Source organism: Propionibacterium freudenreichii subsp. freudenreichii (genome assembly GCF_000940845.1).
Classification (GTDB): Bacteria; Actinomycetota; Actinomycetes; order Propionibacteriales; family Propionibacteriaceae; genus Propionibacterium; species Propionibacterium freudenreichii.
This window is the reverse complement of record NZ_CP010341.1, coordinates 1,490,950-1,516,558: the sequence shown is the minus strand read 5'-3', so window position 1 is coordinate 1,516,558 and position 25,609 is coordinate 1,490,950. Positions and strand designations below refer to the sequence as shown.

The window sequence follows — 25,609 nt, the reverse complement described above, 5'->3', positions numbered from 1 at the left end:
CGGGAATCCGCAGGCCATCGCGTTCGCGCTCGGCGTGCCGGTCAGCCTGCCCGACACGATGTGCCCCGGGGAGCCCGGGTCAGCCGTTCGCATATGTATGCGCTCCGTGGCATACTTATGCCTATGTCGTACACAGCAGCAGTCGCCGGTTGCACCGGCTATGCCGGGGGAGAGGTGCTCCGCCTCCTGGCGGGCCATCCCGAGATCGAGATCGGTGCCCTGACCGCCGGGTCCAATGCCGGGACCCTCCTGGGTCAGCACCATCCCAACCTGGTGCCCCTGTACGACCGACCCGTTCTCGAGACCACCCCGGAAAACCTGGCCGGTCACGATGTGGTCTTCCTGGCCCTGCCGCACGGAGCGTCCACCGAGCTTGCCAAGCAACTGCCCGATGACGTGCTGGTCGTTGATTGCGGAGCAGACCACCGGCTCACCGACGAGGCCCGGTGGCAGCGCTTCTACCCCTCGCCGTATGCCGGCGCATGGCCCTATGGCCTGGCCGAGCTTCCCGGGCAACGTGAACTGCTGGCCAACACGAAGCGGATCGCGGTGCCGGGCTGCTTCGTGGCGACGGTCATCCTCGGGCTGCTTCCGGCCATGACCCACGGCCTGACCGACGGACACGACATCACCATCGCCGCTGCGTCGGGGACGAGTGGCGCCGGCAAGGCACTGACCCCGCGCCTGCTGGGTAGTGAGACGCAGGGTTCAGTGAGCGCCTATGGCGTGGGTGGGATACATCGGCACACGCCCGAGATCCTGCAGAACCTTGAGGTGCTGGGCGCCACAGATCCGACCATCAGCTTCACGCCGCTGCTGGCTCCGATGTCCCGGGGGATCCTCGCGGTGATCACCGCCCCGGTCGACACATCAGTCAGCGCCGAGCAGATCACAGCGGCCTACCACGACGCCTACGACGCGGAGCCATTCGCCCAGGTCCTGCCCGCCGGGGTCTGGCCCGCAAGCCAGAACGTGCTGGGTTCCAACAGCGTCTGCGTCAATGCCACCGTCGATCCGGATGCCGGACGCATGGTCATCGTGTCGACATTGGACAACCTGGTGAAGGGCACCGCCGGCAGTGCCGTCCAGGCGATGAACCTGGCCCTGGGGCTCGACGAGACCACCGGGCTCACCACGATTGGAGTAGCACCGTGAGCGTCACCACCCCCAGGGGATTCCGGGCCGCTGGTGTGGCCGCAGGGCTCAAGAGCACCGGAAAGCCCGACCTCGCCGTGGTCGTCAACGACGGACCCGACCAGACGGCAGCCGCGGTGTTCACCTCGAACCGGTTCTGCGCAGCGCCCGTGATCTGGTCGCGCCGGGCCGTCGCGGACCACCGACTGCATGCGGTGGTGCTCAATTCGGGTGGCGCCAACGCGTGCACCGGCGAGGCCGGACTTGGCGACTCCGCCGAGACCGCCCACCACCTGGCAGAGCAGCTCGGTGTCGATGACCATGACGTCGCGGTCTGTTCCACCGGCTTGATTGGTGAGCGCCTGCCGATGGACAAGATCCTCACCGGCGTCGACGAGGCAGTCGTGGGGTTGTCCGGCGAGGGCGGTATGGATGCGGCCAACGCCATCATCACCACCGACACCCATGCCAAGACAGCCGTGTTCCAGGGCGATGGCTGGAGCATTGGTGGCATGGCCAAGGGCGCGGGCATGCTCGCACCGCAATTGGCCACGATGCTCGTGGTCATCACCACGGACCTGTCCCTCACCGCCGATCAGGCCCGGGCCGCCCTGACCGCATCCACCGAGGTCAGCTTCAACAGGCTCGACTCCGACGGCTGCATGTCCACGAACGACTCGGTGCTCCTGCTGGCGTCCGGCGCCTCCGGTATCACGCCCGACACCGATGAGTTCACGGCTGCCCTGGCCGAGATCTGCCTCAACCTGGGACACCAGTTGCTGGGTGACGCGGAGGGCAGTTCGCACGACATCACGATCCACGTGGTCAATGCGGCCAGCGAACGCGATGCCCTGGTGGTGGGTCGCTCGATCGCGGCGAGCAACCTGTTCAAGTGCGCCATCTTCGGCAATGATCCCAACTGGGGCCGCGTCCTGTCATCGATGGGCACCACGGATGCCGGCTTCGAGCCGAGCCGGGTCGATGTCAGTTTCAATGGCGTGATGTTGTGCCGGGGTGGCGAAATCGGTGACGATCGTGCGTTGGTCGACCTGAGCCCGAGGGAATGCACGGTGGTCGTGGACCTCCATGCGGGTTCGGAGCAGGCCATCGTGTGGACGAACGACCTGACCTACGACTATGTCAGGGAAAACGCGGAGTACTCATCGTGAGCCGCACGCGCAGCCTGGACCATGACGCCGCGATTGCGAAGGCCGGCACCCTGATCGAGGCCCTGCCGTGGCTGGAGCAGTATGCGGGGAAGATCATCGTCATCAAGTACGGCGGCAACGCCATGATCGATGACGAGTTGAAGCATGCCTTTGCCCAGGACATCGTGTTCCTGCGTCGCTGTGGGGTGCGGCCCGTGGTCGTCCACGGAGGTGGACCCCAGATCAGTCGGATGCTCAAGCGCCTCGATATCAAGACCGAGTTCCGCAGTGGGCTGCGCGTCACCTCACCGGAGGCAATGGACGTGGTGCGGATGGTGCTCGTCGGGCAGGTGGGCCGCGAGCTGGTCAATCTGATCAATGAGCACGGACCCTTCGCGGTGGGGCTGTCGGGGGAGGACGCCCGGCTGTTCACTGCGCGCCCGAAGACGGTGATGATCAATGGCAAGCCCGAGCAGCTCGGGCAGGTCGGGGAGGTCACCGAGGTCCGCCCGGAGTCGGTGCGCGATCTGATCGACGCCGGAAGGATCCCCGTGGTCGCCACGGTGGCGCCGGGGGACCATGAGCAGGTCTTCAACGTGAACGCGGACACTGCCGCCGCGGCACTTGCCGTGGCACTGGGGGCGGAGCGCCTCGTGATGCTGACGGATGTGGCCGGCCTGTACGCAGACTGGCCCAACTCCGAAGACGTGATCACCCAGATCAGCCCGGGGGAGCTGGAGCGCCTGTTGCCGCAACTGGAGTCGGGCATGAAACCGAAGATGGAGGCCTGCCTGCGGGCGGTGCGCGGCGGAGTCAGTCGCGCAACGGTCATCGACGGGCGCGTGCAGCACTCCCTGCTCCTGGAGATCTTTACGAATGAGGGAATCGGCACGATGGTTCGCGCCGAGGAGGGAAACAACGGTGAGTAACGGGGACGCAGCGTCCGGACTGAACCAGCAGGAATGGGGCGCTCGGTACGACCGCACCATCATGAACACCTTCGGACACCCGAAGCGAGTGCTGGTGCGCGGTGAAGGCGCGGTGGTGTGGGACGCCGACGGCAAGCGATATACGGATTTCCTGGCCGGAATCGCCGTGAATGCGCTGGGCCACGCCAACCCGGAGGTCAATCGCGCCGTGGCGGAGCAGATGAACACCCTCGGGCACATCTCGAACATCTTTGCCTCGCCCACCCAGATTCGGCTCGGTGAGGAACTCGTGGCACTCGCCTCTCGTGAGTCCGCCCCGGGCACCCCCGCCAGGGTCTTCTTCGCCAACTCGGGCACTGAGGCCAATGAGGCGGCCTTCAAGGCCACCCGCATGACCGGACGCAAGAAGATCGTCGCGATGATCGGCTCATTCCACGGTCGCTCGATGGGTTCGTTGGCCATCACCTACAACGAGCACTACCGCAAGCCCTTCGAGCCCCTTCCCGGCGAGATCATCTGGACGCCCTATGGCGATGTGGCAGCGTTGGAGAAGGTCGTCGACGACACCGTTGCGGCCGTCGTGACCGAGCCGATCCAGGGCGAGAACGGCGTCATCGAACCGCCCGACGACTTCCTGCCGGCAGTCCGAAGGATCACTGCCGAGCACGGCGCCCTGATGTGGATCGATGAAGTGCAGACGGGCATGGGTCGGTGCGGCGAATGGTTCGCCCACCAGCGACTCGATGTGGTGCCCGATCTCATCTCAGTGGCCAAGGGCCTGGGCAATGGATTTCCCATGGGGGCATGCATCGCCCTCGGCCCCGCGGCCGATCTGTTCGGCCCCGGTGAACACGGCACGACGTTCGGTGGCAACCCGGTGGCGTGCGCGGCCGGCCTTGCCGTGATCAGCTACATCAAGTCGCACGACCTGCTCGACCACGTGAAGCAGATGGGCCTGCGGCTCGCCGACAAGGTGATGTCGCTGGATGATCCGCGCATTGCCACGGTGCGGGGACGGGGCCTGTTGCGCGGCATTGTCCTGACGAAGCCGCTCGGGGCCGAGGCTGCTGCGGCCGCCCTGGAGGCCGGCTGGATCATCAATTCGCCGAGGCCCTCGGTATTGCGCATCGCGCCCCCATTGATCGTGACGGCCGAGCAGATCGATGAATTCGTCGACGTGTTGCCCAGTTTGCTGGACGCCGCGGAGAACCGATGACCGTGTCGCAGCGCAGCACGAGCTCAGAGCGCAGCCGGTCCAATCGCGTGGCGCGGCAGGGCCGCATCCTGGAGCTGATCCGTTCCCATGAGATCGGTTCACAGGCGGAACTGGCCGACATGCTCGCCGACGACGACATCTCCGTGAGCCAGGGAACCCTGAGCAAGGACCTGCTCGATATCGGGGCGGTCCGGGTCCGTTCGGGGTCCGGCCTGCTGGTCTACGCCCCTCCCGGCAGCGAGATCGCCTCCGACCACGCGATGCACGAGCAGCGCCTCGCGCGCATCTGCGCCGAGGTGCTGGTCAGCGCCGATGCGTCGGCGAACCTGGCGGTCCTGAAGACCCCGCCCGGAGCGGCACAGTACTTTGCCTCGGCAATCGATCGGGTGGCCCTTGATTCCGTGGCCGGGACCATCGCCGGGGACGATACGGTGATGGTCATTTCCCGCAGCGGCGACGGCGGGGCACAGATGGCCGAGTACTTCGTCTCGATGGCGCGGACCGGACGCCCCGCCGACGGCGATGGCAATGAAGCTGAACGGAGAGACTGAGCAATGAGCGATCATCAAGAGGGTTTCCTGTGGGGCGGACGTTTCCAGGGTGGGCCTGCGGAGGCCATGTTCCAGCTGAGCGTGTCGACGCAGTTCGACTGGCGGCTGGCCCCCGAGGACATCGCCGGCTCCATTGCCCACGCCTCCGCGTTGCACCGTGCTGGCCTGCTGGGGGACGCCGACTATGAGCAGATGGAGGCCGCGCTGCGCGGCATGCTCGAGGAGGTCCACAGCGGCGAGCTGCGACCTGCACCGACCGATGAGGATGTCCACGGCGCGCTGGAGCGCATCCTGACCGAGCGCGTCGGCCCCGTGTTGGGTGGCCGCTTGCGGGCCGGCCGCAGCCGCAATGACCAGATCGCCACGCTCATCCGCATGTACCTTCGCCGGGAGATCCGCGCACTGGGCCAGGACGTGGTCGAGGTGATCACTGCCCTGTGTGCCCAGTCCGACGCCCATCCCCGCGCGATCATGCCCGGGCGGACCCACATGCAGACGGCGCAGCCGGTCCTGTTGGCCCACCAGTTGTTGGCCCATGCCTGGCCGCTGCTACGTGACCTGGATCGGTTCACCGACCTTGACAAGCGACTGGCCGTGAGCCCCTACGGGTCGGCCGCCCTGGCCGGTAGCTCATTGGGGCTTGATCCCGAGCTGGTGGCCCACGAGCTCGGGTTCACTGGTTCGGTCCTCAACTCGATCGACGGCACATCGGCACGTGATCTCGTCTCCGAGGCGGCCTATGTGCTGGCCCAGATCGGCGTGGACTGCTCCCGCCTTGCGGAGGATGTCATCGCCTGGACCACACCGGAGTTCGGCTTCGCGAAGCTTGACGACGCCTGGAGCACCGGGTCCAGCATCATGCCGCAGAAGAAGAATCCCGACGTCGCCGAGTTGGCACGTGGCAAGGCGGGACGGCTGATCGGCAACCTGTGCGGCCTGCTGGCCACCTTCAAGGGATTGCCGACGGCCTACGATCGCGACCTGCAGGAGGACAAGGAGCCGTTGTTCGACGGCATCGACCAGCTCCACGTCCTGCTGCCCGCGCTGGCCGGGATGGTCGGCACGCTGGCGTTCGACGAAGAACGCTTGGCGGCTGATGCCCCCCGCGGGTTCTCGTTGGCGACCGATATGGCCGATTGGCTCGTGCGACAGGGGGAGCCCTTTGCGAAGGCCCATGACGTCACCGGTCGGGCGGTTAAGTTCTGCGAAGCCCATGGAATCGGCCTGCCCGAGTTGAGTGACCAGCAGCTGGCCGCCATCGATCCGGCCCTCACTGCCGACGTGCGCAAGGTGCTCAATATCCAGGGTTCCGTTGCCTCCCGCGATGCCCGCGGTGGCACGGCGCCGGTACGCGTCGCCGAACAGCTCGCCGCCGTCAAGCAGCAGAGCGCCCATTTCGAGAAATGGGCCGGGTCGGACTACTGAGGGAGATGTCCCGGTCCCTGCAGGGCAATTCCCCGTCTGCAGGGACTTTCGTCGGCTCCCCGGGGTCGTTGTTCGGGGCGTGAAGTGCACCCGGGCGCTCCACGGTGAAGGTCGATAGAGTGGCCGGGTGAATGCGCTACTCGATGACCTGACCTGGCGAGGATTCGTCGCCAACTCGACCGACCGGGATGCCCTGGCCGCCCATCTGGACGCCGGCATGGTCACGAGTTATGTGGGCTTTGACCCTACTGCCCGCAGCCTCCACATCGGCCACCTGATGCAGCTCATCCTTGCCCGACGCCTCCAACAGGCCGGACATCGCCCCCTACTGCTCATCGGGGGCAGCACGGGCCTGATCGGGGACCCGAAGATGACCGGCGAACGGGTCATGAATACCAAGGAGACCGTTTCCGCCTGGGTGGCGAGCCTGGCCGAACAGACCAAGAAGTACGTGAGCTTCGAGGGTGAGAACGGTTCAAGGATCGTCAACAACCTGGACTGGACCGGTCCGCTGTCGGCCCTGGACTTCCTCAGGGACATCGGCAAGCACTTCAGTGTGAACCGCATGCTGGCCCGCGACGTCGTGGCACGACGCCTTGAGGACGGCATCAGTTACACCGAGTTCAGCTATGTGCTGTTGCAGTCGTTCGACTACGCAGAACTCCATCGCCTCTACGGATGCACACTGCAAACCGGTGCCCAGGACCAATGGGGCAACATCACCGCAGGGGCCGACTACATCCGGCGCACGACCGGCGACATCGTCCACGGGCTCGTGACCCCCTTGCTGACCAAGGCAGATGGCACGAAGTTCGGCAAGACGGAGGGTGGCACCGTGTGGCTGGATCCCGAGCTCACATCGCCCTATGCCTTCCACCAGTTCTGGTTGAACGCCGAGGACGCCAAGGTCATGGACTACCTCAAGATCTTCAGCTTCCGCAGTCACGATGAACTGGCCGAGTTGGCGGAACAGACCGAACAGGCTCCGTACAAGCGGCTTGCCCAGCGGGCGCTGGCCGACGACGTGACGGACCTCGTGCACGGGGTCGAGGCCCGCAAGGCAGCAGATGAGGCGGCGCGGGCCTTGTTCGGCAGGGGAGAGCTGGCGGCACTGGATGACGCGACGATCTCCGCCGTCATGGGGGAGGTCAAGGCAACCGAGGTCTCCACCCGGGACGGCGAGCTGCCGACGGTCGTGGATGCACTGGCGGCCAGCGGTGTGGTCGCCTCAAAGTCGGCTGCGCGCAGGACGATCCAGGAAGGCGGCGCCTACGTCAACAACGCGAAGGTGACCGACCCTGATGCAAGGTTGAGCGCGGACCAGTTGCTCGCGGGTCGTTATGCGGTGCTGCGACGGGGCAAGAAGACGGTCGGAGGCGTGATCCTGACGCGGTGACACGCCCCAATGCCCATGGGCGGTCCACCCGGATCTGACGCCGGGGGGACCGCCCATTTGCATGCTCGGTAGCTTCCGTGTAGAGTTCCTTTCTGCCTCCTCCACCGGGAAGCACCGCGAAAGAGTCCGAAGGACACGATCTGCGGAGCCAGCGGGGGTGGAAGCCATCCGGAAGAGCTGTTCTGGTTGAGGGCCTCACTGAGGCACTCGGAAGGAACAGAAACAAGGATGAGGACTGGACTTGACGGAGACGCCAAGAAGGTCTAAAATTGATAGAGCCGCTTCGGGCGGATCGCAACAAGTCAAGAAGCATCAGGAACTCACGCTAGAGTTCTGAATGTCAATGACAGCTCTTGGAAACAAGGGCATGATGTGAAAAATCCGAAGAGGTCGAGTCACCTCGAGTTGGTGCCTGAAGGAAGTTTTTGGGTGTTGGTTCGTGTGTGTCCGTTTCTTGAGAACTCAACAGCGTGTCTTTTTATAGTCAATGATTTTATTTTGTTTCCGTGATCGTTGATGGTCCTGCTTTGGTGGGATTGTTGATGGTTTTGGATTCCTTTGTAGTTTGTATTATTTGATTGAGTCCAGTTTTTGGGCTTGGTCAGGTTCTACTTTTTGTTGACGGTTTCTGCTGTGGTCCTGTCCTTTTGGGGTGGGGTTGTGGTTGTGCCGATATTTTTTCAACGGAGAGTTTGATCCTGGCTCAGGACGAACGCTGGCGGCGTGCTTAACACATGCAAGTCGGACGGTAAGGCCCCTTTCGGGGGGTACACGAGTGGCGAACGGGTGAGTAACACGTGAGGAACGTGCCCTTGACTTCGGTATAGCTCCAGGAAACTGGTGGTAATCCCGAATATGAGCCTGGCCTGCATGGGTCGGGTTGGAAAGCTTTATGCGGTCAGGGATCGTCTCGCGGCCTATCAGCTTGTTGGTGGGGTAATGGCCTACCAAGGCAGCGACGGGTAGCCGGCCTGAGAGGGTGACCGGCCACATTGGGACTGAGATACGGCCCAGACTCCTACGGGAGGCAGCAGTGGGGAATATTGCACAATGGGCGCAAGCCTGATGCAGCAACGCCGCGTGCGGGATGACGGCCTTCGGGTTGTAAACCGCTTTCATCCATGACGAAGCGCAAGTGACGGTAGTGGGAGAAGAAGCACCGGCTAACTACGTGCCAGCAGCCGCGGTGATACGTAGGGTGCGAGCGTTGTCCGGAATTATTGGGCGTAAAGAGCTTGTAGGCGGTTGATCACGTCGGAAGTGAAATTCCAGGGCTTAACTCTGGGCTTGCTTTCGATACGGGTTGACTTGAGGAATGTAGGGGAGAATGGAACTCTCGGTGGAGCGGTGGAATGCGCAGATATCGGGAAGAACACCAGTGGCGAAGGCGGTTCTCTGGACATTTCCTGACGCTGAGAAGCGAAAGCGTGGGGAGCAAACAGGCTTAGATACCCTGGTAGTCCACGCCGTAAACGGTGGGTACTAGGTGTGGGTCCCTTCCACGGGGTCCGTGCCGTAGCTAACGCATTAAGTACCCCGCCTGGGGAGTACGGCCGCAAGGCTAAAACTCAAAGGAATTGACGGGGCCCCGCACAAGCGGCGGAGCATGCGGATTAATTCGATGCAACGCGAAGAACCTTACCTGGGTTTGACATGTACTGGAAGCGTTCAGAGATGGGCGTGCCTTTTTGGCTGGTACACAGGTGGTGCATGGCTGTCGTCAGCTCGTGTCGTGAGATGTTGGGTTAAGTCCCGCAACGAGCGCAACCCTCGTCCAATGTTGCCAGCAGTTCGGCTGGGGACTCATTGGAGACCGCCGGGGCCAACTCGGAGGAAGGTGGGGATGAGGTCAAGTCATCATGCCCCTTATGTCCAGGGCTTCACGCATGCTACAATGGCCGGTACAAAGAGTTGCGAGCCTGTGAGGGTGAGCGAATCTCAGAAAGCCGGTCTCAGTTCGGATTGGGGTCTGCAACTCGACCCCATGAAGTCGGAGTCGCTAGTAATCGCAGATCAGCAACGCTGCGGTGAATACGTTCCCGGGGCTTGTACACACCGCCCGTCAAGTCATGAAAGTCGGTAACACCCGAAGCCGGTGGCCCAACCTTTTGGGGGGAGCCGTCGAAGGTGGGACTGGTGATTAGGACTAAGTCGTAACAAGGTAGCCGTACCGGAAGGTGCGGCTGGATCACCTCCTTTCTAAGGAGCCTTTTCGCCATCGTGCGTTTCGTGGGCTGTGTCCTGCGGCGTTGGTGGTGGAGGTTGTGGAGCATTGACCGTAGATTGTCGGCTGGTTTCTGTTTGTTAGTACTGCTGGTGCCCTGTTGGGGTGTTGGTGTGGAACGCGGGTGGGGGTTGGTTGGTGGTCGTGGGAGGCACGTTGTTGGGTCCTGAGGGATCGGCCATGTTTGTGGCTGGTTTTTCGGTGTGGCCAGGTGGTTGTTCCCCGTGTTTGGGGGGTGGCTGGTTGGGTCCGCCCGTATGTTGAGAACTTCACAGTGGACGCGAGCATCTTTGTAGTTTTTTATGAGTTTTGTGTGACAAGCTACTAAGTGCGATCGGTGGATGCCTAGGCACCAAGAGCCGATGAAGGACGTTGTAACCTGCGATAAGCCCTGGGGAGCTGGTAAACGAGCTTTGATCCGGGGATGTCCGAATGGGGAAACCTCGAAGGTGACCAGTTTAGCTACTGGCGACCGCCGCCTGAATGTATAGGGCGGTTGGAGGGAACGTGGGGAAGTGAAACATCTTAGTACCCACAGGAAGAGAAAACAACCGTGATTCCGTGAGTAGTGGCGAGCGAAAGCGGAAGAGGCCAAACCGTATGTGTGTGATAGCCGGCAGGTGTTGCATGTGCGGGGTTGTGGGAAGCGTTTTGACTGAACTGCCGTGAGGTCGGAGAGTGATAAAGGATTGATGAAGCAGAAGCGTCTGGGAAGGCGCGGCATAGATGGTGATACCCCTGTATGCGTAAGTTGATCTCTCTCTTAATGTTTTCCCAAGTAGTACGGAACCCCTGAAATTCCGTACGAATCTGGCGGGACCACCCGTTAAGCCTAAATACTCCTTGGTGACCGATAGCGGACAAGTACCGTGAGGGAAAGGTGAAAAGTACCCCGGGAGGGGAGTGAAATAGTACCTGAAACCGATCGCATACAATCCGTCGGAGCCTGCCCTTGTGGTGGGTGACGGCGTGCCTTTTGAAGAATGAGCCTGCGAGTTAGTGGTGTGTGGCGAGGTTAACCCGTGTGGGGAAGCCGTAGCGAAAGCGAGTCCGAATAGGGCGTTTGAGTCGCATGCTCTAGACCCGAAGCGGTGTGATCTATCCATGGCCAGGGTGAAGCGACGGTAAGACGTCGTGGAGGCCCGAACCCACCAGGGTTGCAAACCTGGGGGATGAGCTGTGGATAGGGGTGAAAGGCCAATCAAACACCGTGATAGCTGGTTCTCCCCGAAATGCATTTAGGTGCAGCGTCATGTGTTTCTTGTCGGAGGTAGAGCACTGGATGGTCTAGGGGGCTTACCAGCTTACCGAAATCAGCCAAACTCCGAATGCCGACAAGTGAGAGCATGGCAGTGAGACGGCGGGGGATAAGCTTCGTCGTCGAGAGGGAAACAGCCCAGATCATCAGCTAAGGCCCCTAAGTGGTGACTAAGTGGAAAAGGACGTGGAGTTGCGGAGACAACCAGGAGGTTGGCTTGGAAGCAGCCATCCTTGAAAGAGTGCGTAATAGCTCACTGGTCAAGTGATTCTGCACCGACAATTTAGCGGGGCTCAAGTCATCCGCCGAAGCTGTGGCATCTACGCGTGTATCCGGCATCCTTTGGGGTGTCCAGGTGCGTGGATGGGTAGGGGAGCGTTGTGTGTGCGTTGAAGCGGCGGGGTGACCCGGTCGTGGAGTGCACGCAAGTGAGAATGCAGGCATGAGTAGCGTATGACGGGTGAGAAACCCGTCCGCCGAATATCCAAGGGTTCCAGGGTCAAGCTAATCTGCCCTGGGTGAGTCGGGTCCTAAGGCGAGGCCGACAGGCGTAGTCGATGGACAACGGGTTGATATTCCCGTACCGGCGCGAGAACGATCCTGCCGAGGTGAGTGATGCTAAGCATGCAAGGCGGTCGTGGGGGCTTCGGTTCCCTGATCGTTGAGTCTGTAACCCGATCTTGTAGTAGGCAAGCTGCGGAGGGACGCAGGAAGGTAGTCTGGCACCGTATTGGTTTGCGGTGTTAAGCCTGTAGGGTGTCTGGCCAGGTAAATCCGGTCGGACGTGTGCCTGAGAGGTGATGAGTGGTGCCACTTTTGTGGTACGTATCCGGATGATCCTATGCTGCCTAGAAAATCTTCGTGAGCGAGTTCTCGAGCTGCCCGTACCCCAAACCGACACTGGTGGATAGGTAGAGAATACCAAGGCGATCGAGATAATCATGGTGAAGGAACTCGGCAAAATCCTCCCGTAACTTCGGAATAAGGGAGACTGGAGGCGTGACGGCAGTTTACTTGTCGGTGCGTCGATAGTCGCAGAGAATAGGCCCAAGCGACTGCTTACTAAAAGCACAGGTCCGTGCTAAGTCGAAAGACGATGTATACGGACTGACTCCTGCCCGGTGCTGGAAGGTTAAGGGGACGTGTTAGCACTTTTGTGCGAGGCACTGAACTTAAGCCCCAGTAAACGGCGGTGGTAACTATAACCATCCTAAGGTAGCGAAATTCCTTGTCGGGTAAGTTCCGACCTGCACGAATGGAGTAACGACTTGGGCGCTGTCTCCACCATGAACTCGGCGAAATTGCATTACGAGTAAAGATGCTCGTTACGCGCAGCAGGACGGAAAGACCCCGGGACCTTTACTATAGTTTGGTATTGGTGATCGGTACGACTTGTGTAGGATAGGTGGGAGACTTTGAAGCGGTCACGCTAGTGATTGTGGAGTCATTGTTGAAATACCACTCTGGTCGTTCTGGTTATCTAACCTAGGTCCGTGATCCGGATCAGGGACAGTGCCTGATGGGTAGTTTGACTGGGGCGGTCGCCTCCCAAAAGGTAACGGAGGCGCCCAAAGGTTCCCTCAGCCTGGTTGGTAATCAGGTGTTGAGTGTAAGTGCACAAGGGAGCTTGACTGTGAGACAGACATGTCGAGCAGGGACGAAAGTCGGGACTAGTGATCTTCTGGTGGATTGTGGAATCGCCAGAACTCAACGGATAAAAGGTACCCCGGGGATAACAGGCTGATCTTTCCCGAGCGCTCACAGCGACGGAATGGTTTGGCACCTCGATGTCGGCTCGTCGCATCCTGGGGCTGGAGTCGGTCCCAAGGGTTGGGCTGTTCGCCCATTAAAGCGGCACGCGAGCTGGGTTAAGAACGTCGTGAGACAGTTCGGTCCCTATCCGCTGCGCGCGTAGGAATCTTGAGAAGGGCTGTCCTTAGTACGCAAGGACCGGGACGGACCAACCTCTGGTGTGCCAGTTGTTCCACCAGGAGCATGGCTGGTTGGCTACGTTGGGGAGTGATAACCGCTGAAAGCATCTAAGTGGGAAGCACGCTTCAAGATGAGGGTTCCTGCACAGTTAATGTGGTAAGGCCCCCGGTAGACCACCGGGTGATAGGTCGGATGTGGAAGCATGGTGACATGTGGAGCTGACCGATACTAAGTGGCCGAGGGCTTGTCCCACACTTTAATTCTTGTAGATTGTTGTGAAGAGTTTTGTTCGCGTCCACTGTGTCGTTCCCGGTATACGGTCGGGAACCTCCTGTTCATGCCGCCCTGTTGGGGTTGGTGTGGGGGGTTGTACACGTAGTAAGCCGATAGTTGTTTCGGTGGCCATAGCGAGAGGGAAACACCCGGTCCCATTCCGAACCCGGAAGTTAAGCCTTTCTACGCCGATGGTACTGCAGGCGGGAGCCTGTGGGAGACTAGGAAGCCGCCGGACTTTCAACTCCCTCCCACCCGATGGTGGGAGGGAGTTACTACATTCAGGACAAGTTTCACTTTTTCATATAGGACGGACCGAATGGCCAACTCAGATAACGAGTCGCGCTCGCACGATCGGGAGGATCCGGGCTCTGGCCAGGGTCGAGGCCGACGCCGTCCTTATCGCCCCTTGGGGGGCTCACGTTCCAATGATTCCGGACGTCCGCGCGATCGCGGCGGACGTCGTTCTTCGGACAATGACGACCGGGGCAGGGAATCGCGTAACTTCAATGATCGCGAACGTCGTGGCAATCGCCGCGACGATGATCAGCGTCCACGTGAAGATGGCCGTTCCGGCTGGCGGCGTGATGAGCGCGGCCGGGATGACCGTGCCCCCCGCGGCGCTGGATCGTCCGGTCGTGGGCGAGATGACTATCGGGGCCGTTCCGAGCGCGGGGATGCTCCTCGTGACGCGGATCGCCCGCGCCGATGGTCGGACGATCGCCGTAGCTCAGGACGGCGCGACCATGACCGCCGCGGCGGTTCGACCTGGGGTGACCGGAACCGGGGCGAGCGCGACGGTTCTGCACGCGATGGCGGACGGGGTTCGTCGTCGCGCTCGGATGGTCGCCGTGCTGGCTTCCGCGACCGCGATGATCGCGGTGACGCACGTGGACGTGGTTCGTTCGGGTCGCGTCACGATAGTGGTCCCGGCAACTACCGGCGCGAGGATCGCGATCGGGAGGGCCAGGGTGAGCGCGCCGGCCAGGGGTCGTGGCGTGGCGATACGCGTGGTTCGGATCGTCGTGACCGCGACTCGAGGGGATCGGGCCGAGGCCGCTCCTTCGGAGGCAGCGAGCGTCGTGGCGGGCAGGGTGGACGCCCTGGTGAGCGCAGGGGTGGCGGTAGTTTCACGGCCCGTGGTCGTTCGGACGGCCGCCCCGGACGCGGTCGCGATGATCGGGAAGAGCGTTATGTTGCACCCGGGCTGGAGAAGCCTGCCGACGAGCCCGGCGTCGACACGTCACTGATTGACATCCGATCGATTCCTGGACCCGTTCGGGCCGAGCTGCGGGCACTTCCCAAGGACCTGGCGACTGTCGTCATGGCACATCTGATGGCCGCCGGGGAGCTGCTGGACGAGGATCCCGCCCTGGCGCAGGCGCATGCGATGGCGGCGCGACGCAGGGCTGCCCGGCTACCGATCGTGCGCGAGGCGGCCGCTGAGGCCGCCTACGCGAATGGCGACTTTGCGACGGCCCTGACTGAGTATCGGGCTGTTTCCCGGATGACCGGCAATCCCAACTACCTTCCCGTGATCGCTGATAGTGAGCGTGCGCTGGGTAAGCACGATCAGGCGCTACGCACCATTCGCGAGGCACACAACGCCGACCTGGACGTGGTGCAGGAGGTCGAGCTGGTACTGGTCGAGGCCGGTCTGCGCGACGACATGGGGCAGCGGCCCGAGGGGCTGCGGCTCCTTCGCAAGGCGATCAGCGATCGACTCGGACCCAAGGAGTCCCAGGCCCGGCTCCGGTACGCCTATGCCAACCTGCTTCAGCAGGAGGGCAATGAGTCGGATGCCGTCAGGTGGTTCGAAGCATCGCAGGCCCTTGACGTCGAAGCGGATCTTGACGCCGACGATCGTCTGCGGGACCTTGGCGTGGACGTTCCCGAGAAGGAACCCGACTTCGATGAGGAGGACTACCTCCTGATCCAGGAAGAGGAGGCCGACCCCGAACCGGAAGTCACCGAGTCGCAGGATGATTCCGATGAAGGTCTGTCACCCGATGGCGATGAGGACTCCGACGGTGCAGCCTCGGAAGCAAGCGCAGCCTCGGAAGCAAGTGGGGTGCCCGACTTGGGCCCGACCAGCCCCGAGGACACCGATACGCTGACCGTTCCGTCTGACGAGGAGCCGGATGCGGAGGGCACTGCGAACGCATCAGATGAACCGACGCCCTCTGCGGGCGACGTCCCGGCCAGCTCGGAGAATGACACCGCGGCCAGCGTGGACGATACTGCGGACGCGTCAGATGAGCCGACGGCTTCAGCGGGCGACGTCCCGGCCAGCTCGGAGGATCACAAGCCGGCCAGCGTGGAGGGGAACCTCGAACAACCCGCTCTGCCTCTTGGCGACACCCCGGAGCCGGACGCAGGTGTGGCGGAGGACCAGCCACCCGCCGGCCCCGATGGCGAGGGAGAGGTCCATTCGTGACGGCGGTTGTTGGTCCCCAGCAAGCCCTGTGCGATCAGTACGACGCCGCACTGTTCGACCTTGACGGCGTCATCTACCTGGGCCCGAATGCGGTGCCCGGTGCGTCACAGGCCGTCGACGGGCTGCGTGCCCATGCAGTGCGCGTCGGCTTTGTCACCAACAATGCCGCGCGTCCTCCCCAGGTCGTTGCAGATCAGCTGAATCGCATCGGCGTGCGATCCACGATCGATGATGTGGTGACAAGTGCCCAGGCCGCCGCACGCATGCTGCAGGAAACCCTCGAACCGGGTGCCCGCGTCCTCTGCCTGGGAACTCAGGCACTGGCCGATGAGATCTCTTCGGTGGGCTTCACGCTCGTGGACAGCCGCCTGGACGAGCCGGCTGCGGTGATCCAGGGCTATGACCCGGATATGACATGGCCCCGCGTCACCGATGGGGTCCATGCGATTGCGGCCGGAGCCCAGTGGTTTGCCTGCAACCTCGACCTGACCCGTCCCACCGACCTCGGGCTGGAGCCCGGAGTCGGCACGCAGGTCAACGCCGTGCGCGCATGTTTCCCCGACCGGGAACCCCTGGTTGCCGGGAAGCCCTTTCCCGCGCTGCTGCGCGAGACCGAACGACGTTTGGGCTCGCAGCATCCCATCTTCGTGGGAGACCGCCTTGACACCGACATCCTGGGCGCCTTCAACACCCAGATGGACTCCCTGTTCGTCTTCACCGGCGCCCACGGCGTCCGGGACCTGGTGGAGGCGGTTCCCCAGGAACGGCCAACCCACCTCGGCTACGATGTGCGAGCACTCCTGGCCCCCGTGCGGCGGGCAACCGTCGACGGACTGGTCGCACGGTGCGGCGAGCAGAAGGTACGACTGATCGATGGGGCACTCGAGCTGGAAGAGATTCCCCCGGGGCGCGACGAGCAATTGGACGTCCTCTGGGCAGCCCTGCAGCTCCTGTGGAAGCTGTCCGATGATGGTGGCCTGACCCCCGAGTCGTGGGCCTCCCTGCAGGGCCTGGACACCCTCCACTAGGTTCGGGATCGCTCCACTCCACACCGTCGCCGGGGCTGTTCGGCTGATCCTCCCCTGAGATCAATTGAACAGTGTTCATGAAACTCGGTAGGCTCATCCTGCGAGGTCCCCACGGGGCGTCGTGCACATGCTTCGCGGGCGACGTCGCCGGCGGATCTGTGGCCACCGCATGAACAGGGGGACATCCCATGACAGCAACACCTGCCAAAGCTGGAACCGTCGTCGAAGAGGCCGGCAAGGGCTTCCAGGCGAGTGATCTTGCCCTGATCGCGGTGTTCGCCGCGCTGATGGCCGTCTTCGCCCTCATCCCGCCGATCTTCACCGTGGGCGCCATCCCCTTCTCCCTGGCCATGATCATCGTGCTGCTCGCCCCCCTGGTGCTGGGATCGATTCGCGGTGGGGCGTCGATGGCGCTCTACATCCTGGTCGGCGTCGCCGGACTGCCGGTGTTTGCCGGGGGCGCGTCGGGGCCGGCCAAGCTGATCGGCCCCTCGGGCGGATACCTGGTTGGCTACATCGCCTGCGGGCTGATCTGCGGCGCGATCATGACCGCGCTGGTGCGTCGTCGCCCGGGCCGCCGGGTACTGCCGGTGCTGCTGTGCCTGATTGCCGTCGTGGGTGTCGGCGTCGTGCACGTCTTCGGGGTCGCATGGTTCATGGCCGGGCCGCTGCACCTGACGCTCGGCAAGGCCATCGCGACCACCGCTGTCTTCCTTCCCTGGGACATCCTGAAGGCGGTCCTGGCCGGATTGCTCGCCACCGCCGTGTTCCTCGCCTATCCCAGGCTCATGCCCCGTCCGCGGAACTCGGCAAAGTGATAGAGAACCTGAAGTGATCGATTTCCAGGGCGTCAGCGTTCAGGTCGAGGGATATGACCTGGAGGGCCGTCCCACCACGACAACCATCCTGTCGAATGTCACGGCCCGACTCGTGGAGCACCGGGTGGCCGTTATCGGTGCGAACGGGTCGGGAAAGTCCACGCTGTTGAAGCTGGTCAATGGACTGATGAAGGTGAGCGCAGGAACAGTCCTCGTCGATGGGCTGGATCCGGCGCGGCGCCCCAAGGAGGTACGGCGCCACGTCGGACATGTCTTCACCGACCCCGGCGCCCAACTGATCATGGCCACCCCGCTCGAGGAGGTGGAGCTGAGCCTGCGTGCGTCGGTGTCGCATCGCGCGGAACGCCGTGAGCGCGCCCTGCAGATCCTGGCGGACCACGGGCTCAGCAAGGTTGCCAATCGCAGCGTGCATGCGTTGTCGGGAGGCGAACGCCAGCTCGTATCGCTGGCCTCCGTCCTCGCGGTCCAGCCCACCATCGTGATCGCCGACGAGCCCACCACCCTGCTGGACCTGCGCAACCGGATCCTGCTGTCCCGGGCCTTCGACGCACTGGAGCAGCAGTTGGTCGTGTCCACCCACGACCTTGACCTCGCCTCCGCCATGGATCGGGCGCTGCTCATCGACGACGGAGAGCTGATTGACGACGGGCATCCCGATGAGGTCATTGCGCGCTACCGGGCGATGATGTCCGACCGGGCTGCGGCGGGTAACCCACGATGAGCGCCGAGACATTCCTGGGCGCCTACCGGGTGGGCCACAGCCTGATGCACCGGTGCCCACTGTGGGTCAAGTATCTGTTGTTGGTGGCGGTCGGGGTCGTGCCATTCTTCGCGAAGAACGTGCCCCTGTCCCTCGCCGCCTTCGCGGTGGCGGCCGTGCTGGTCGTGGCCGGCTCGGGAATGGGGATCGCGCAGCTGAACCCGGGCGTGGGCCTGCTGGTGATGAACGCGGTCATCGTCGCCTATGACTGGATCTTCCGCACCTGGCAGGAGGGCGTGGTCTTCGCCTGTGGAATGATCGCCACCTTGTGGTTGGCGCGCATCATCACCTCCACCACGCCCAGCGGGTTGATCATGGACGGGATCGCGGCCTGCGCCAGGCCATTCCGGATCATCGGGGCGAACCCCGAGAAATTCGCCCTCGCCGTGTCGGTCATGTGGAGTTCGATTCCCTATCTGCTCGTCTCCGTGCGCAATGTTCGCGATGCGGCACGCGCCAGGGGCCTGCGCTTCTCGTGGCGGTTCGTCGCCCCGGTACTCGTCACCGCCGTGGGGCATGCGCTCCAGGTGGGGGAGGCCCTCCAGGCCCGCGGCCTGGGCGACTAGCCAGGCAGCGGCCCCCGAACAGGGAGTCTCTCCCCGGGATACCGCAGCGCACACCCGGTAGGCTTTCGCATTGTGAGCACAGACCGGGACAGCAGCGTCCAACCGACGCCCACATCGCCGGACGACGCACCACTTCCGCCGGTCACCGGCAACGACCAGGTCGACCGCGCACTGGCGGCGCTCGGCCAGCTCCCGACACTGGACGTCGAGCAGCGCATCGCCCGCCTCGGTGCCGCACAGGAGCAGCTCCAGGCGATCCTCAACGGCTCGCGCGATGCCGGCATCCCGATGCCGGATCCTCCTGCACGCTGAACGATCGCACGCGGAGGGGGCAACCTCGTCCATCGAGCTTCGTCGGATCGCTAGGCTGGAAGACGTGAATCAAAGCCGTCGCGTCGCCATCACCATGCATCCGGTCAGGACCGAGGCCCTTGATGGCGCGGCCGAGTTCATCGCGGGAATGAACCTTCACGGGATCGAATGCGTCGTTGAGGAGAGTCGCGTCGCCGAGATGCGCCGTCGACTGCCCGATGTGCGCATCGCCGCGTTGTCCAATGACTCCCAGGTGGAGCTGATGGTGGTCTTCGGGGGAGACGGCACGATTCTGCGGTCCGCCGAGTGGGCCCTGCCCCACCGGGTGCCCCTCCTAGGGGTCAACCTGGGCCACGTCGGCTTCCTGGCAGAGCTTGAGGCCTCCCAGATCGATGAGCTCATCGCGCAGGTGGCCGACCGCGACTATGAGATCGAGAAGCGACTCACCCTGGCCGTCACCGTGCGTGATGGCGACGGACGCACCGTGTGGGAGTCCTTCGCCGTCAACGAGGTCTCCACCGAGAAGGCCTCGCGCGAGAAGATGGTCGACCTGTTGGTGACCATCGACGAGCGCCCACTGTCGCGGTGGGGCTGTGACGGCGTCCTGGTGGCCTCGGCCTCCGGCTCGACGGCATATGCGTTCTCCTGCGGGGGACCGGTGATGTGGCCCAATACCGAAGCATTCGAAGTCGTTCCGATAGCCGCCCACGCACTGTTCTCGGCGGCCTGCGTCGTGGCACCCACGTCGACGGTCGACCTGCGGATGGTGGGGGACATGTCGCTGGGGGCGGTGGTGTGGTGCGATGGACGCCGCAGTGTCGATGTGCACGCCGGGTATCGGATCGGGGTACGCCGCAATCCGGATGACCTGCAGATCGCCCGCCTGCGGGAGCAGCCCTTCACAACCCGCCTGGTGAAGAAATTCGGCCTCAACATCGACGGCTGGCGCAGCCCCGGGCTGCAGCGCCCGACCCCGGAACCATGCTGACCGAGCTGCACATCCAGCAGCTGGGCGTGATCACCGAATCGCGCCTGGAGCCGGCACCCGGGCTGACGGCGGTCACCGGCGAGACCGGTGCGGGCAAGACCATGATCGTCACCGGACTCGGACTGCTGCTGGGCCACCGCGCCGACCCGACCATGGTGCGCACGGGGGCTGAGCAAGCCCGCGTCGAGGGGGTGTTCACAGGTCTCGACGACGTGGCCACCAGACTCTCCGAGCTGGGCGCCGAGACCGATGCCGGCGAACTGATCGTGGCACGCCAACTACGTACCAATGGTCGATCGCGGGCCTGGCTGGGAGGTGTCGCCGCACCCCTTGGCACCGTCGCCGGCGTGGTGGGGGAGTTGGCCACCATCCATGGCCAGCTGGAACAGGTCCGATTGGGCACCGAGGAGCGTCAGCGCCAGGTGCTTGACCGCTTCGGCGGCAAGCCCGTGGCGGAGGTGCTGGAGCGCTACCGCGAATTGTTCGAGCTGCGGCGCAGCGTCGACAAGGAGCTCAACGAGCGCGTGGAGAACTCCCGCGAGCGGGCCCGGGAGGCGGACCTGCTCGCCTTCGGCCTCAGCGAGATCGAACGCGTTGACCCACAACCCGGCGAGGACACGGAACTGGCCACCCGGGCGCAGCGTCTGCAAGCCATGGATGACCTGCGCATGTTGGCGCAGGAGGCCAGCCACGCGTTGTCCGGTGCCGACGACGGCGACCCCGATGACCCCGGGGTGGTCGGGCTGGCCGGCATTGCAGTGAAGAACACCGGTCGCATCGCCGAGATGGACCCCCAGGCAGAAGCGCTGGGCGAGCAGCTGAACCAACTCGGCCTGGCCGCCCAGGAAGCGGCCGGGGCCCTGGCCTCCTATGTGGCGGGGCTGGACGCCGACCCACTCGCACTCGAGACCATCACCACCCGCCGCGCAGAGCTGGCCGACCTCACCCGCAAGTACGGGGAGAACATCGACGCCGTGCTCGACTGGGCCCGCGACGCCTCCGAGCGGATCGAGGACCTCGGCAGCGACGAGCAGCGCATCGAGGCGCTGCGCACCCGTAGGACGCAGCTTGACGAGCAGCTGCACCACCAGGCCGAGGTGCTGCATGGCCTGCGCGTGAAGGCCGCCCAACACCTCGCCTCCGGGGTGCGCGAAGAACTGGGCGCACTGGCCATGCCGCACGCCCGACTTGAGTTCCGCCTCGAGCCCCTTGAGCTTCCGGGGCCCTGGGGCTCGGACCGGGTGAGCCTGCTCTTCTCGGCAAATCCGGGCAGCCCGTTGGCGCCGCTGGCCAAGGTCGCCTCCGGGGGTGAGCTGTCCCGCATCCGGCTCGGCCTGGAGGTCGTCCTGGCCGGATCCGATCCGGGCCACACCTTCGTCTTCGATGAGGTCGATGCCGGCGTCGGCGGTCAGGTCGCCACGGAGATCGGCCGACGGCTCGCCAAGCTCGCCCGGCATTCCCAGGTGATCGTGGTGACCCATCTGGCCCAGGTGGCAGCTTTCGCCGAACGCCACTATGTCGTGACCAAATCCAGCGATGGCCTGGTGACCACCAGCGACGTTGAACTGGTGTCAGGCGACCAACGACTCCATGAGATCGCCCGGTTGATGGCCGGGTCCGAGTCGGACAAGGCGCTGGCGCATGCCCGGGAGCTCGTGGCGGACGCTGCGGGCACCCAGAATTAGCCACGAGCGCAGAACACGACCGATCGTGTTGTCGGACATCCCCTCGATGCTGGTTTTGCTTGTGTCGTCCTCTATGCTGGAGGTCCGTGGGCAACGCGAAGCAAACCAAGCATGTATTTGTCACCGGAGGCGTCGCCTCCTCTCTCGGGAAGGGCCTGACGGCTTCAAGCCTCGGTAGCCTGCTCGTGTCGCGCGGATTGAGCGTCACGATGCAGAAGCTCGATCCCTATCTCAATGTCGATCCCGGCACGATGAATCCTTTCCAGCATGGTGAGGTCTTCGTGACTGAGGACGGGGCCGAGACCGATCTGGACATCGGCCACTACGAACGATTCCTGGACCGCAATCTGACGGCACGTGCCAATGTGACCACCGGGCAGGTGTACTCATCGGTCATCGCCAAGGAGCGCCGAGGCGATTACCTCGGTGAGTGCGTCCAGGTGATCCCGCACATCACCGATGAGATCAAGTCGCGGATGTTGAATGTCGCCCAGCCCGGCGATGACGTGGTGATCCACGAAATCGGCGGCACCGTGGGCGATATCGAGTCGCAGCCCTTCCTGGAGGCCTGCCGACAGCTGCGGCGCGACATCGGTCGTGAGAACACCTTCTACATCCATGTCTCGTTGGTGCCCTACATAGGGCCCTCGCACGAGTTGAAGACCAAGCCCACCCAGCATTCGGTGGCTGCACTTCGCAGTGTCGGCATCCAGCCCGACGCTCTGGTCTGCCGTTCGGCCATGGAACTGCCCGAGTCGATCAAGCGCAAGATCGCCTTCTCCTGCGACGTGGACGAGGAAGGCGTGGTCGCCTGCCCCGATGCGTCGAGCATCTATGCCATTCCGAAGGTGCTGCACCATGAGGGACTGGACGCCTATGTGGTGCGGGTCCTGAACCTTCCCTTCCACGACGTGGACTGGACGACCTGGAATGACCTGCTCGACCGTGTCGAGCGTCCGACCGAGGAAGTCACCGTGGCGCTGGTGGGCAAGTACATCGACCTGCCCGACGCCTACCTGAGCGTCGTCGAGGCGATCCGTGCCGGCGGCTTCGCGAACTGGGCCCGGGTACGGGTGCGCTGGGTGAAGTCCGACGACTGCGAGACCGAGGAAGGTGCCGCCGAACAACTCGGCGACGTGGATGGTGTGATCATCCCCGGTGGCTTCGGCATCCGTGGGGTGGAGGGCAAGCTCGGTGCGATCAAATACGCCCGTGAGCACAAGGTGCCCATCCTGGGCCTCTGCCTGGGACTGCAGTGCATGGTGATCGAGGTCGCCCGCGACGTGGCCGGCATTGCAGATGCCGCCTCGAGCGAGTTCGAACCGGACAGCAAGAACCCGGTCATTGCCACCATGGCGGAGCAGCGCTCCATCGTGTCCGGTGAGGGCGACATGGGTGGATCGATGCGACTGGGTTCCTACCCGGCCGAGCTGAAGCGCGGCAGCATCGTGGCCCATCTCTACGGCAGGACCAAGGTTTCCGAGCGCCACCGTCACCGCTACGAGGTGAACAACGGCTACCGCGATCAGCTCGAGAAGGCCGGCATCGTGTTCTCGGGGCTGTCCCCCGACCGCAACCTGGTGGAATACATCGAGCTGCCCACCGAGGAGCATCCGTTCTTCGTCGGCACCCAGGCGCACCCCGAGTTCACCTCGCGTCCGACCAAGGCCAATCCGCTGTTCAGTGGGCTGGTGCAGGCTGCGATCGAGCACTACAAGTCGACGCACCGCACGGTACGCACCACCGGACGCAAGAAGCCCGCCGCCCGCCGCACACGCACGAGCACCAAGCGCGGCTCGCGCAAGAGTGCTCAGGCCGGTGCGGTGACGGTCAGTGAGTGAACTGGTCGACCGGTCCGAACACTGGCCGATCCTGAGCCATCGGGTCGAGGCAACGGGACGGGTCTGCGACTTCGTCGAGGACAAGGTCGCAATGCCCGACGGCGACGTGATGACGCGCCAGTGGGTGACCCATCCCGGGGCCGTGGCCATCATGGCCCTGGATGAACACCAGCGGGTGGCCGTGGTCGATCAGTATCGCCATCCCGTGGCGATGCGGCTCGTCGAACCGCCCGCCGGCTTGCTCGACAAGCCGGGAGAACCCCCGTTGTCGGCCGCCAAGCGTGAATTGGCCGAAGAGGCGATGCTCGCGGCCGATGACTGGCGCATCCTGGTGGATATCTTCACTTCACCGGGGGGGCTCGAGGAATCCATCCGGATCTACCTCGCCAGGGGCCTGCACCCGGTGCCCCACCCTGCCGGATTCGTGGTGGAGGACGAGGAACTCGACATGGACCTGGCCTGGCTCAGCCTCGACGAGCTGGTCACCAGGATCTATGCAGGCCAGATCGAGAATCCGAACATGGTGACCGGGACGTTGGCCCTGCGCCTGGCCATCCTGGACGGCAGACTCGATGCATTGCGCCCCGCAGATGCTCCGTGGCCCGCCCGCGCGGTGCGCGCGGAGCGCCGCAAGGAGATCGAGGCGCTTGGCTGACGGTGCGGCCCATCCGCCATCGCATGGCAACAAGCCAGTTTCCGGGCCGACTGCCGGTCGACTCGGAAACTGGCTTGAGGACTATCTGGACCACTTGGGAGTCGAGCGCGGGCTGTCACCCAACACGGTGGCCGCCTATCGTCGCGACCTGACCCGGTATCTGCGCCACCTCAGCTCCCGCGGGATCGACGATCCTTCCCGGATCACGACCGCTGATGTGACCAGCTTCGAGGAGGAGCTGTCCCGCGGGGACGCGTCACACAAGGCCCTGGCGCCCAGCAGCGTGGGTCGTGCCGTGGTGGCAGTGCGCATGTTCCACGGCTTTGCCGCGCGCGAGGGCCTGGTTGACCACAATGTCGCGGCCGCACTGCATCCGCCACGAGCCGGCAAGCGCCTGCCCAAGGCTCTGGGCGTCGACGAGGTCGCTCGGCTCATCGACTCCATCGAGCGGCAGACTCCGATCGGCCTGCGCGATGCCGCCCTGTTCGAGGTGCTCTACGGCACGGGCGCCCGCATCAGCGAGGCCCTGAGCCTGGATGTCGATGACCTCACCCGGGTGCTGGTAGACCCAGATGGCCCCCTCCGGGTGGTCGGTAAGGGGAACAAGGAACGCGTCGTGCCGCTGGGCAGCTACGCGCGCAGCGCCGTGCAGGCCTGGCTGGTGCGGGGTCGTCCCGCCCTGGCCGAACGTGCCAGGGAATTCACCCCGGCACTGTTCCTCAACACCCGCGGTGCCCGACTCTCCCGCCAGAGCGCGTGGGAGGCCCTGCGAACGCGGGCACGCCAGGCCGGGATCACCGCTGACATCGGCCCGCACAGCCTTCGCCACTCCTTCGCCACGCACCTGCTGGACGGGGGTGCAGACATCCGCGTCGTGCAGGAACTGCTCGGCCACGCGTCGGTCTCGACGACGCAGATCTACACCGAAGTGACCGCCCAGCAGCTGCGCGAGGTCTATTCCAGTTCCTTTCCCAGGGCCCATGATTGACCCTTGCGACACCGGCGCGGTCGC

The 25,609-nt window shown here is 64.0% G+C and carries 19 protein-coding genes and 3 rRNA genes; all 22 read left to right on the top strand.

Annotated elements, in window-relative coordinates; all coding sequences use genetic code 11:
* The first annotated feature begins 123 nt into the window (after nt 1–123).
* The 22 genes from argC to xerD all read left to right on the top strand — a co-directional run bounded on the left by argC (nt 124) and on the right by xerD (nt 25,585).
* Nucleotides 124–1,155, top strand: a complete 1,032-nt coding sequence (gene argC, locus RM25_RS06510; protein WP_013161267.1) for an N-acetyl-gamma-glutamyl-phosphate reductase — start codon at nt 124–126, stop codon at nt 1,153–1,155.
* The gene (gene argJ / locus RM25_RS06505; protein WP_013161266.1) at nt 1,152–2,303 is read left to right on the top strand and encodes a bifunctional glutamate N-acetyltransferase/amino-acid acetyltransferase ArgJ; all 1,152 of its coding nucleotides are present in this window, start codon (nt 1,152–1,154) and stop codon (nt 2,301–2,303) included. The genes argC and argJ overlap by 4 nt, the downstream gene beginning before the upstream one ends.
* The gene (argB, locus tag RM25_RS06500) at nt 2,300–3,211 is read left to right on the top strand and encodes an acetylglutamate kinase (RefSeq protein WP_013161265.1); all 912 of its coding nucleotides are present in this window, start codon (nt 2,300–2,302) and stop codon (nt 3,209–3,211) included. The genes argJ and argB overlap by 4 nt, the downstream gene beginning before the upstream one ends.
* Nucleotides 3,204–4,427, top strand: coding sequence for an acetylornithine transaminase (locus RM25_RS06495; RefSeq protein WP_013161264.1), 1,224 nt, complete (start codon nt 3,204–3,206; stop codon nt 4,425–4,427). Before argB ends, RM25_RS06495 begins: the two co-directional genes overlap by 8 nt.
* A complete protein-coding gene (locus RM25_RS06490) occupies nt 4,424–4,978 on the top strand; it encodes an arginine repressor (protein WP_044636212.1) in 555 nt (184 codons plus the stop codon). The genes RM25_RS06495 and RM25_RS06490 overlap by 4 nt, the downstream gene beginning before the upstream one ends.
* A gap of 3 nt (nt 4,979–4,981) precedes the next feature.
* Entirely contained in the window at nt 4,982–6,403 is a 1,422-nt protein-coding gene (gene argH / locus RM25_RS06485) for an argininosuccinate lyase (RefSeq protein WP_044636211.1), read from the top strand.
* Nucleotides 6,404–6,530: 127 nt separating this feature from the next.
* Entirely contained in the window at nt 6,531–7,799 is a 1,269-nt protein-coding gene (gene tyrS / locus RM25_RS06480) for a tyrosine--tRNA ligase (protein WP_044636210.1), read from the top strand.
* Nucleotides 7,800–8,479: 680 nt separating this feature from the next.
* Nucleotides 8,480–9,998, top strand: a 16S ribosomal RNA gene (locus RM25_RS06475).
* Between the two features lie 339 nt (nt 9,999–10,337).
* Nucleotides 10,338–13,465 (top strand): 23S ribosomal RNA (locus tag RM25_RS06470).
* 142 nt (nt 13,466–13,607) lie between these two features.
* Nucleotides 13,608–13,724, top strand: a 5S ribosomal RNA gene (gene rrf, locus RM25_RS06465).
* The 16S, 23S and 5S rRNA genes sit together here, the layout of an rRNA operon.
* Before the next feature lie 271 nt (nt 13,725–13,995).
* Nucleotides 13,996–14,736 (top strand): hypothetical protein, encoded by a 741-nt coding sequence (locus tag RM25_RS12300; protein WP_081081451.1) that lies wholly within the window; start codon nt 13,996–13,998, stop codon nt 14,734–14,736.
* Between the two features lie 74 nt (nt 14,737–14,810).
* Nucleotides 14,811–15,923, top strand: coding sequence for a prolipoprotein diacylglyceryl transferase (locus RM25_RS12295; RefSeq protein WP_080774499.1), 1,113 nt, complete (start codon nt 14,811–14,813; stop codon nt 15,921–15,923).
* A complete protein-coding gene (locus RM25_RS06455; RefSeq protein ID WP_044636209.1) occupies nt 15,920–16,951 on the top strand; it encodes an HAD-IIA family hydrolase in 1,032 nt (343 codons plus the stop codon). Before RM25_RS12295 ends, RM25_RS06455 begins: the two co-directional genes overlap by 4 nt.
* 188 nt (nt 16,952–17,139) lie before the next feature.
* Complete coding sequence (locus RM25_RS06450; RefSeq protein WP_044636208.1) at nt 17,140–17,769, top strand: biotin transporter BioY; 630 nt, start codon at nt 17,140–17,142, stop codon at nt 17,767–17,769.
* 13 nt (nt 17,770–17,782) lie between these two features.
* Complete coding sequence (locus RM25_RS06445) at nt 17,783–18,511, top strand: energy-coupling factor ABC transporter ATP-binding protein (protein WP_044636207.1); 729 nt, start codon at nt 17,783–17,785, stop codon at nt 18,509–18,511.
* Nucleotides 18,508–19,116, top strand: coding sequence for a CbiQ family ECF transporter T component (locus RM25_RS06440; protein WP_044636206.1), 609 nt, complete (start codon nt 18,508–18,510; stop codon nt 19,114–19,116). Before RM25_RS06445 ends, RM25_RS06440 begins: the two co-directional genes overlap by 4 nt.
* A 72-nt stretch (nt 19,117–19,188) precedes the next feature.
* Nucleotides 19,189–19,428, top strand: a complete 240-nt coding sequence (locus RM25_RS06435; protein WP_013161253.1) for a hypothetical protein — start codon at nt 19,189–19,191, stop codon at nt 19,426–19,428.
* A 55-nt stretch (nt 19,429–19,483) separates the two neighbouring features.
* Nucleotides 19,484–20,416, top strand: a complete 933-nt coding sequence (locus RM25_RS06430) for an NAD kinase (RefSeq protein ID WP_044636759.1) — start codon at nt 19,484–19,486, stop codon at nt 20,414–20,416.
* On the top strand, nt 20,410–22,101 hold the full coding sequence (gene recN, locus RM25_RS06425; RefSeq protein ID WP_013161251.1) for a DNA repair protein RecN: 1,692 nt from the start codon (nt 20,410–20,412) through the stop codon (nt 22,099–22,101). Before RM25_RS06430 ends, recN begins: the two co-directional genes overlap by 7 nt.
* Before the next feature lie 86 nt (nt 22,102–22,187).
* Entirely contained in the window at nt 22,188–23,942 is a 1,755-nt protein-coding gene (locus tag RM25_RS06420) for a CTP synthase (RefSeq protein ID WP_013161250.1), read from the top strand.
* On the top strand, nt 23,935–24,597 hold the full coding sequence (locus RM25_RS06415; RefSeq protein WP_044636205.1) for an NUDIX domain-containing protein: 663 nt from the start codon (nt 23,935–23,937) through the stop codon (nt 24,595–24,597). Before RM25_RS06420 ends, RM25_RS06415 begins: the two co-directional genes overlap by 8 nt.
* Entirely contained in the window at nt 24,590–25,585 is a 996-nt protein-coding gene (gene xerD, locus RM25_RS06410) for a site-specific tyrosine recombinase XerD (RefSeq protein WP_063493758.1), read from the top strand. The genes RM25_RS06415 and xerD overlap by 8 nt, the downstream gene beginning before the upstream one ends.
* Nucleotides 25,586–25,609 lie beyond the last annotated feature (24 nt).

Excerpts from the sequence above, each read along its gene's own strand:
- argC (WP_013161267.1), top strand. The coding sequence starts at position 124 with ATGTCGTACACAGCAGCAGTCGCCGGTTGCACCGGCTATGCCGGGGGA.
- argH (WP_044636211.1), top strand. The coding sequence starts at position 4,982 with ATGAGCGATCATCAAGAGGGTTTCCTGTGGGGCGGACGTTTCCAGGGT.
- recN (WP_013161251.1), top strand. The coding sequence starts at position 20,410 with ATGCTGACCGAGCTGCACATCCAGCAGCTGGGCGTGATCACCGAATCG.
- RM25_RS06490 (WP_044636212.1), top strand. The coding sequence starts at position 4,424 with ATGACCGTGTCGCAGCGCAGCACGAGCTCAGAGCGCAGCCGGTCCAAT.
- RM25_RS12300 (WP_081081451.1), top strand. The coding sequence starts at position 13,996 with ATGATCGCGAACGTCGTGGCAATCGCCGCGACGATGATCAGCGTCCAC.
- RM25_RS06450 (WP_044636208.1), top strand. The coding sequence starts at position 17,140 with ATGACAGCAACACCTGCCAAAGCTGGAACCGTCGTCGAAGAGGCCGGC.
- RM25_RS06440 (WP_044636206.1), top strand. The coding sequence starts at position 18,508 with ATGAGCGCCGAGACATTCCTGGGCGCCTACCGGGTGGGCCACAGCCTG.
- RM25_RS12295 (WP_080774499.1), top strand. The coding sequence starts at position 14,811 with ATGGCACATCTGATGGCCGCCGGGGAGCTGCTGGACGAGGATCCCGCC.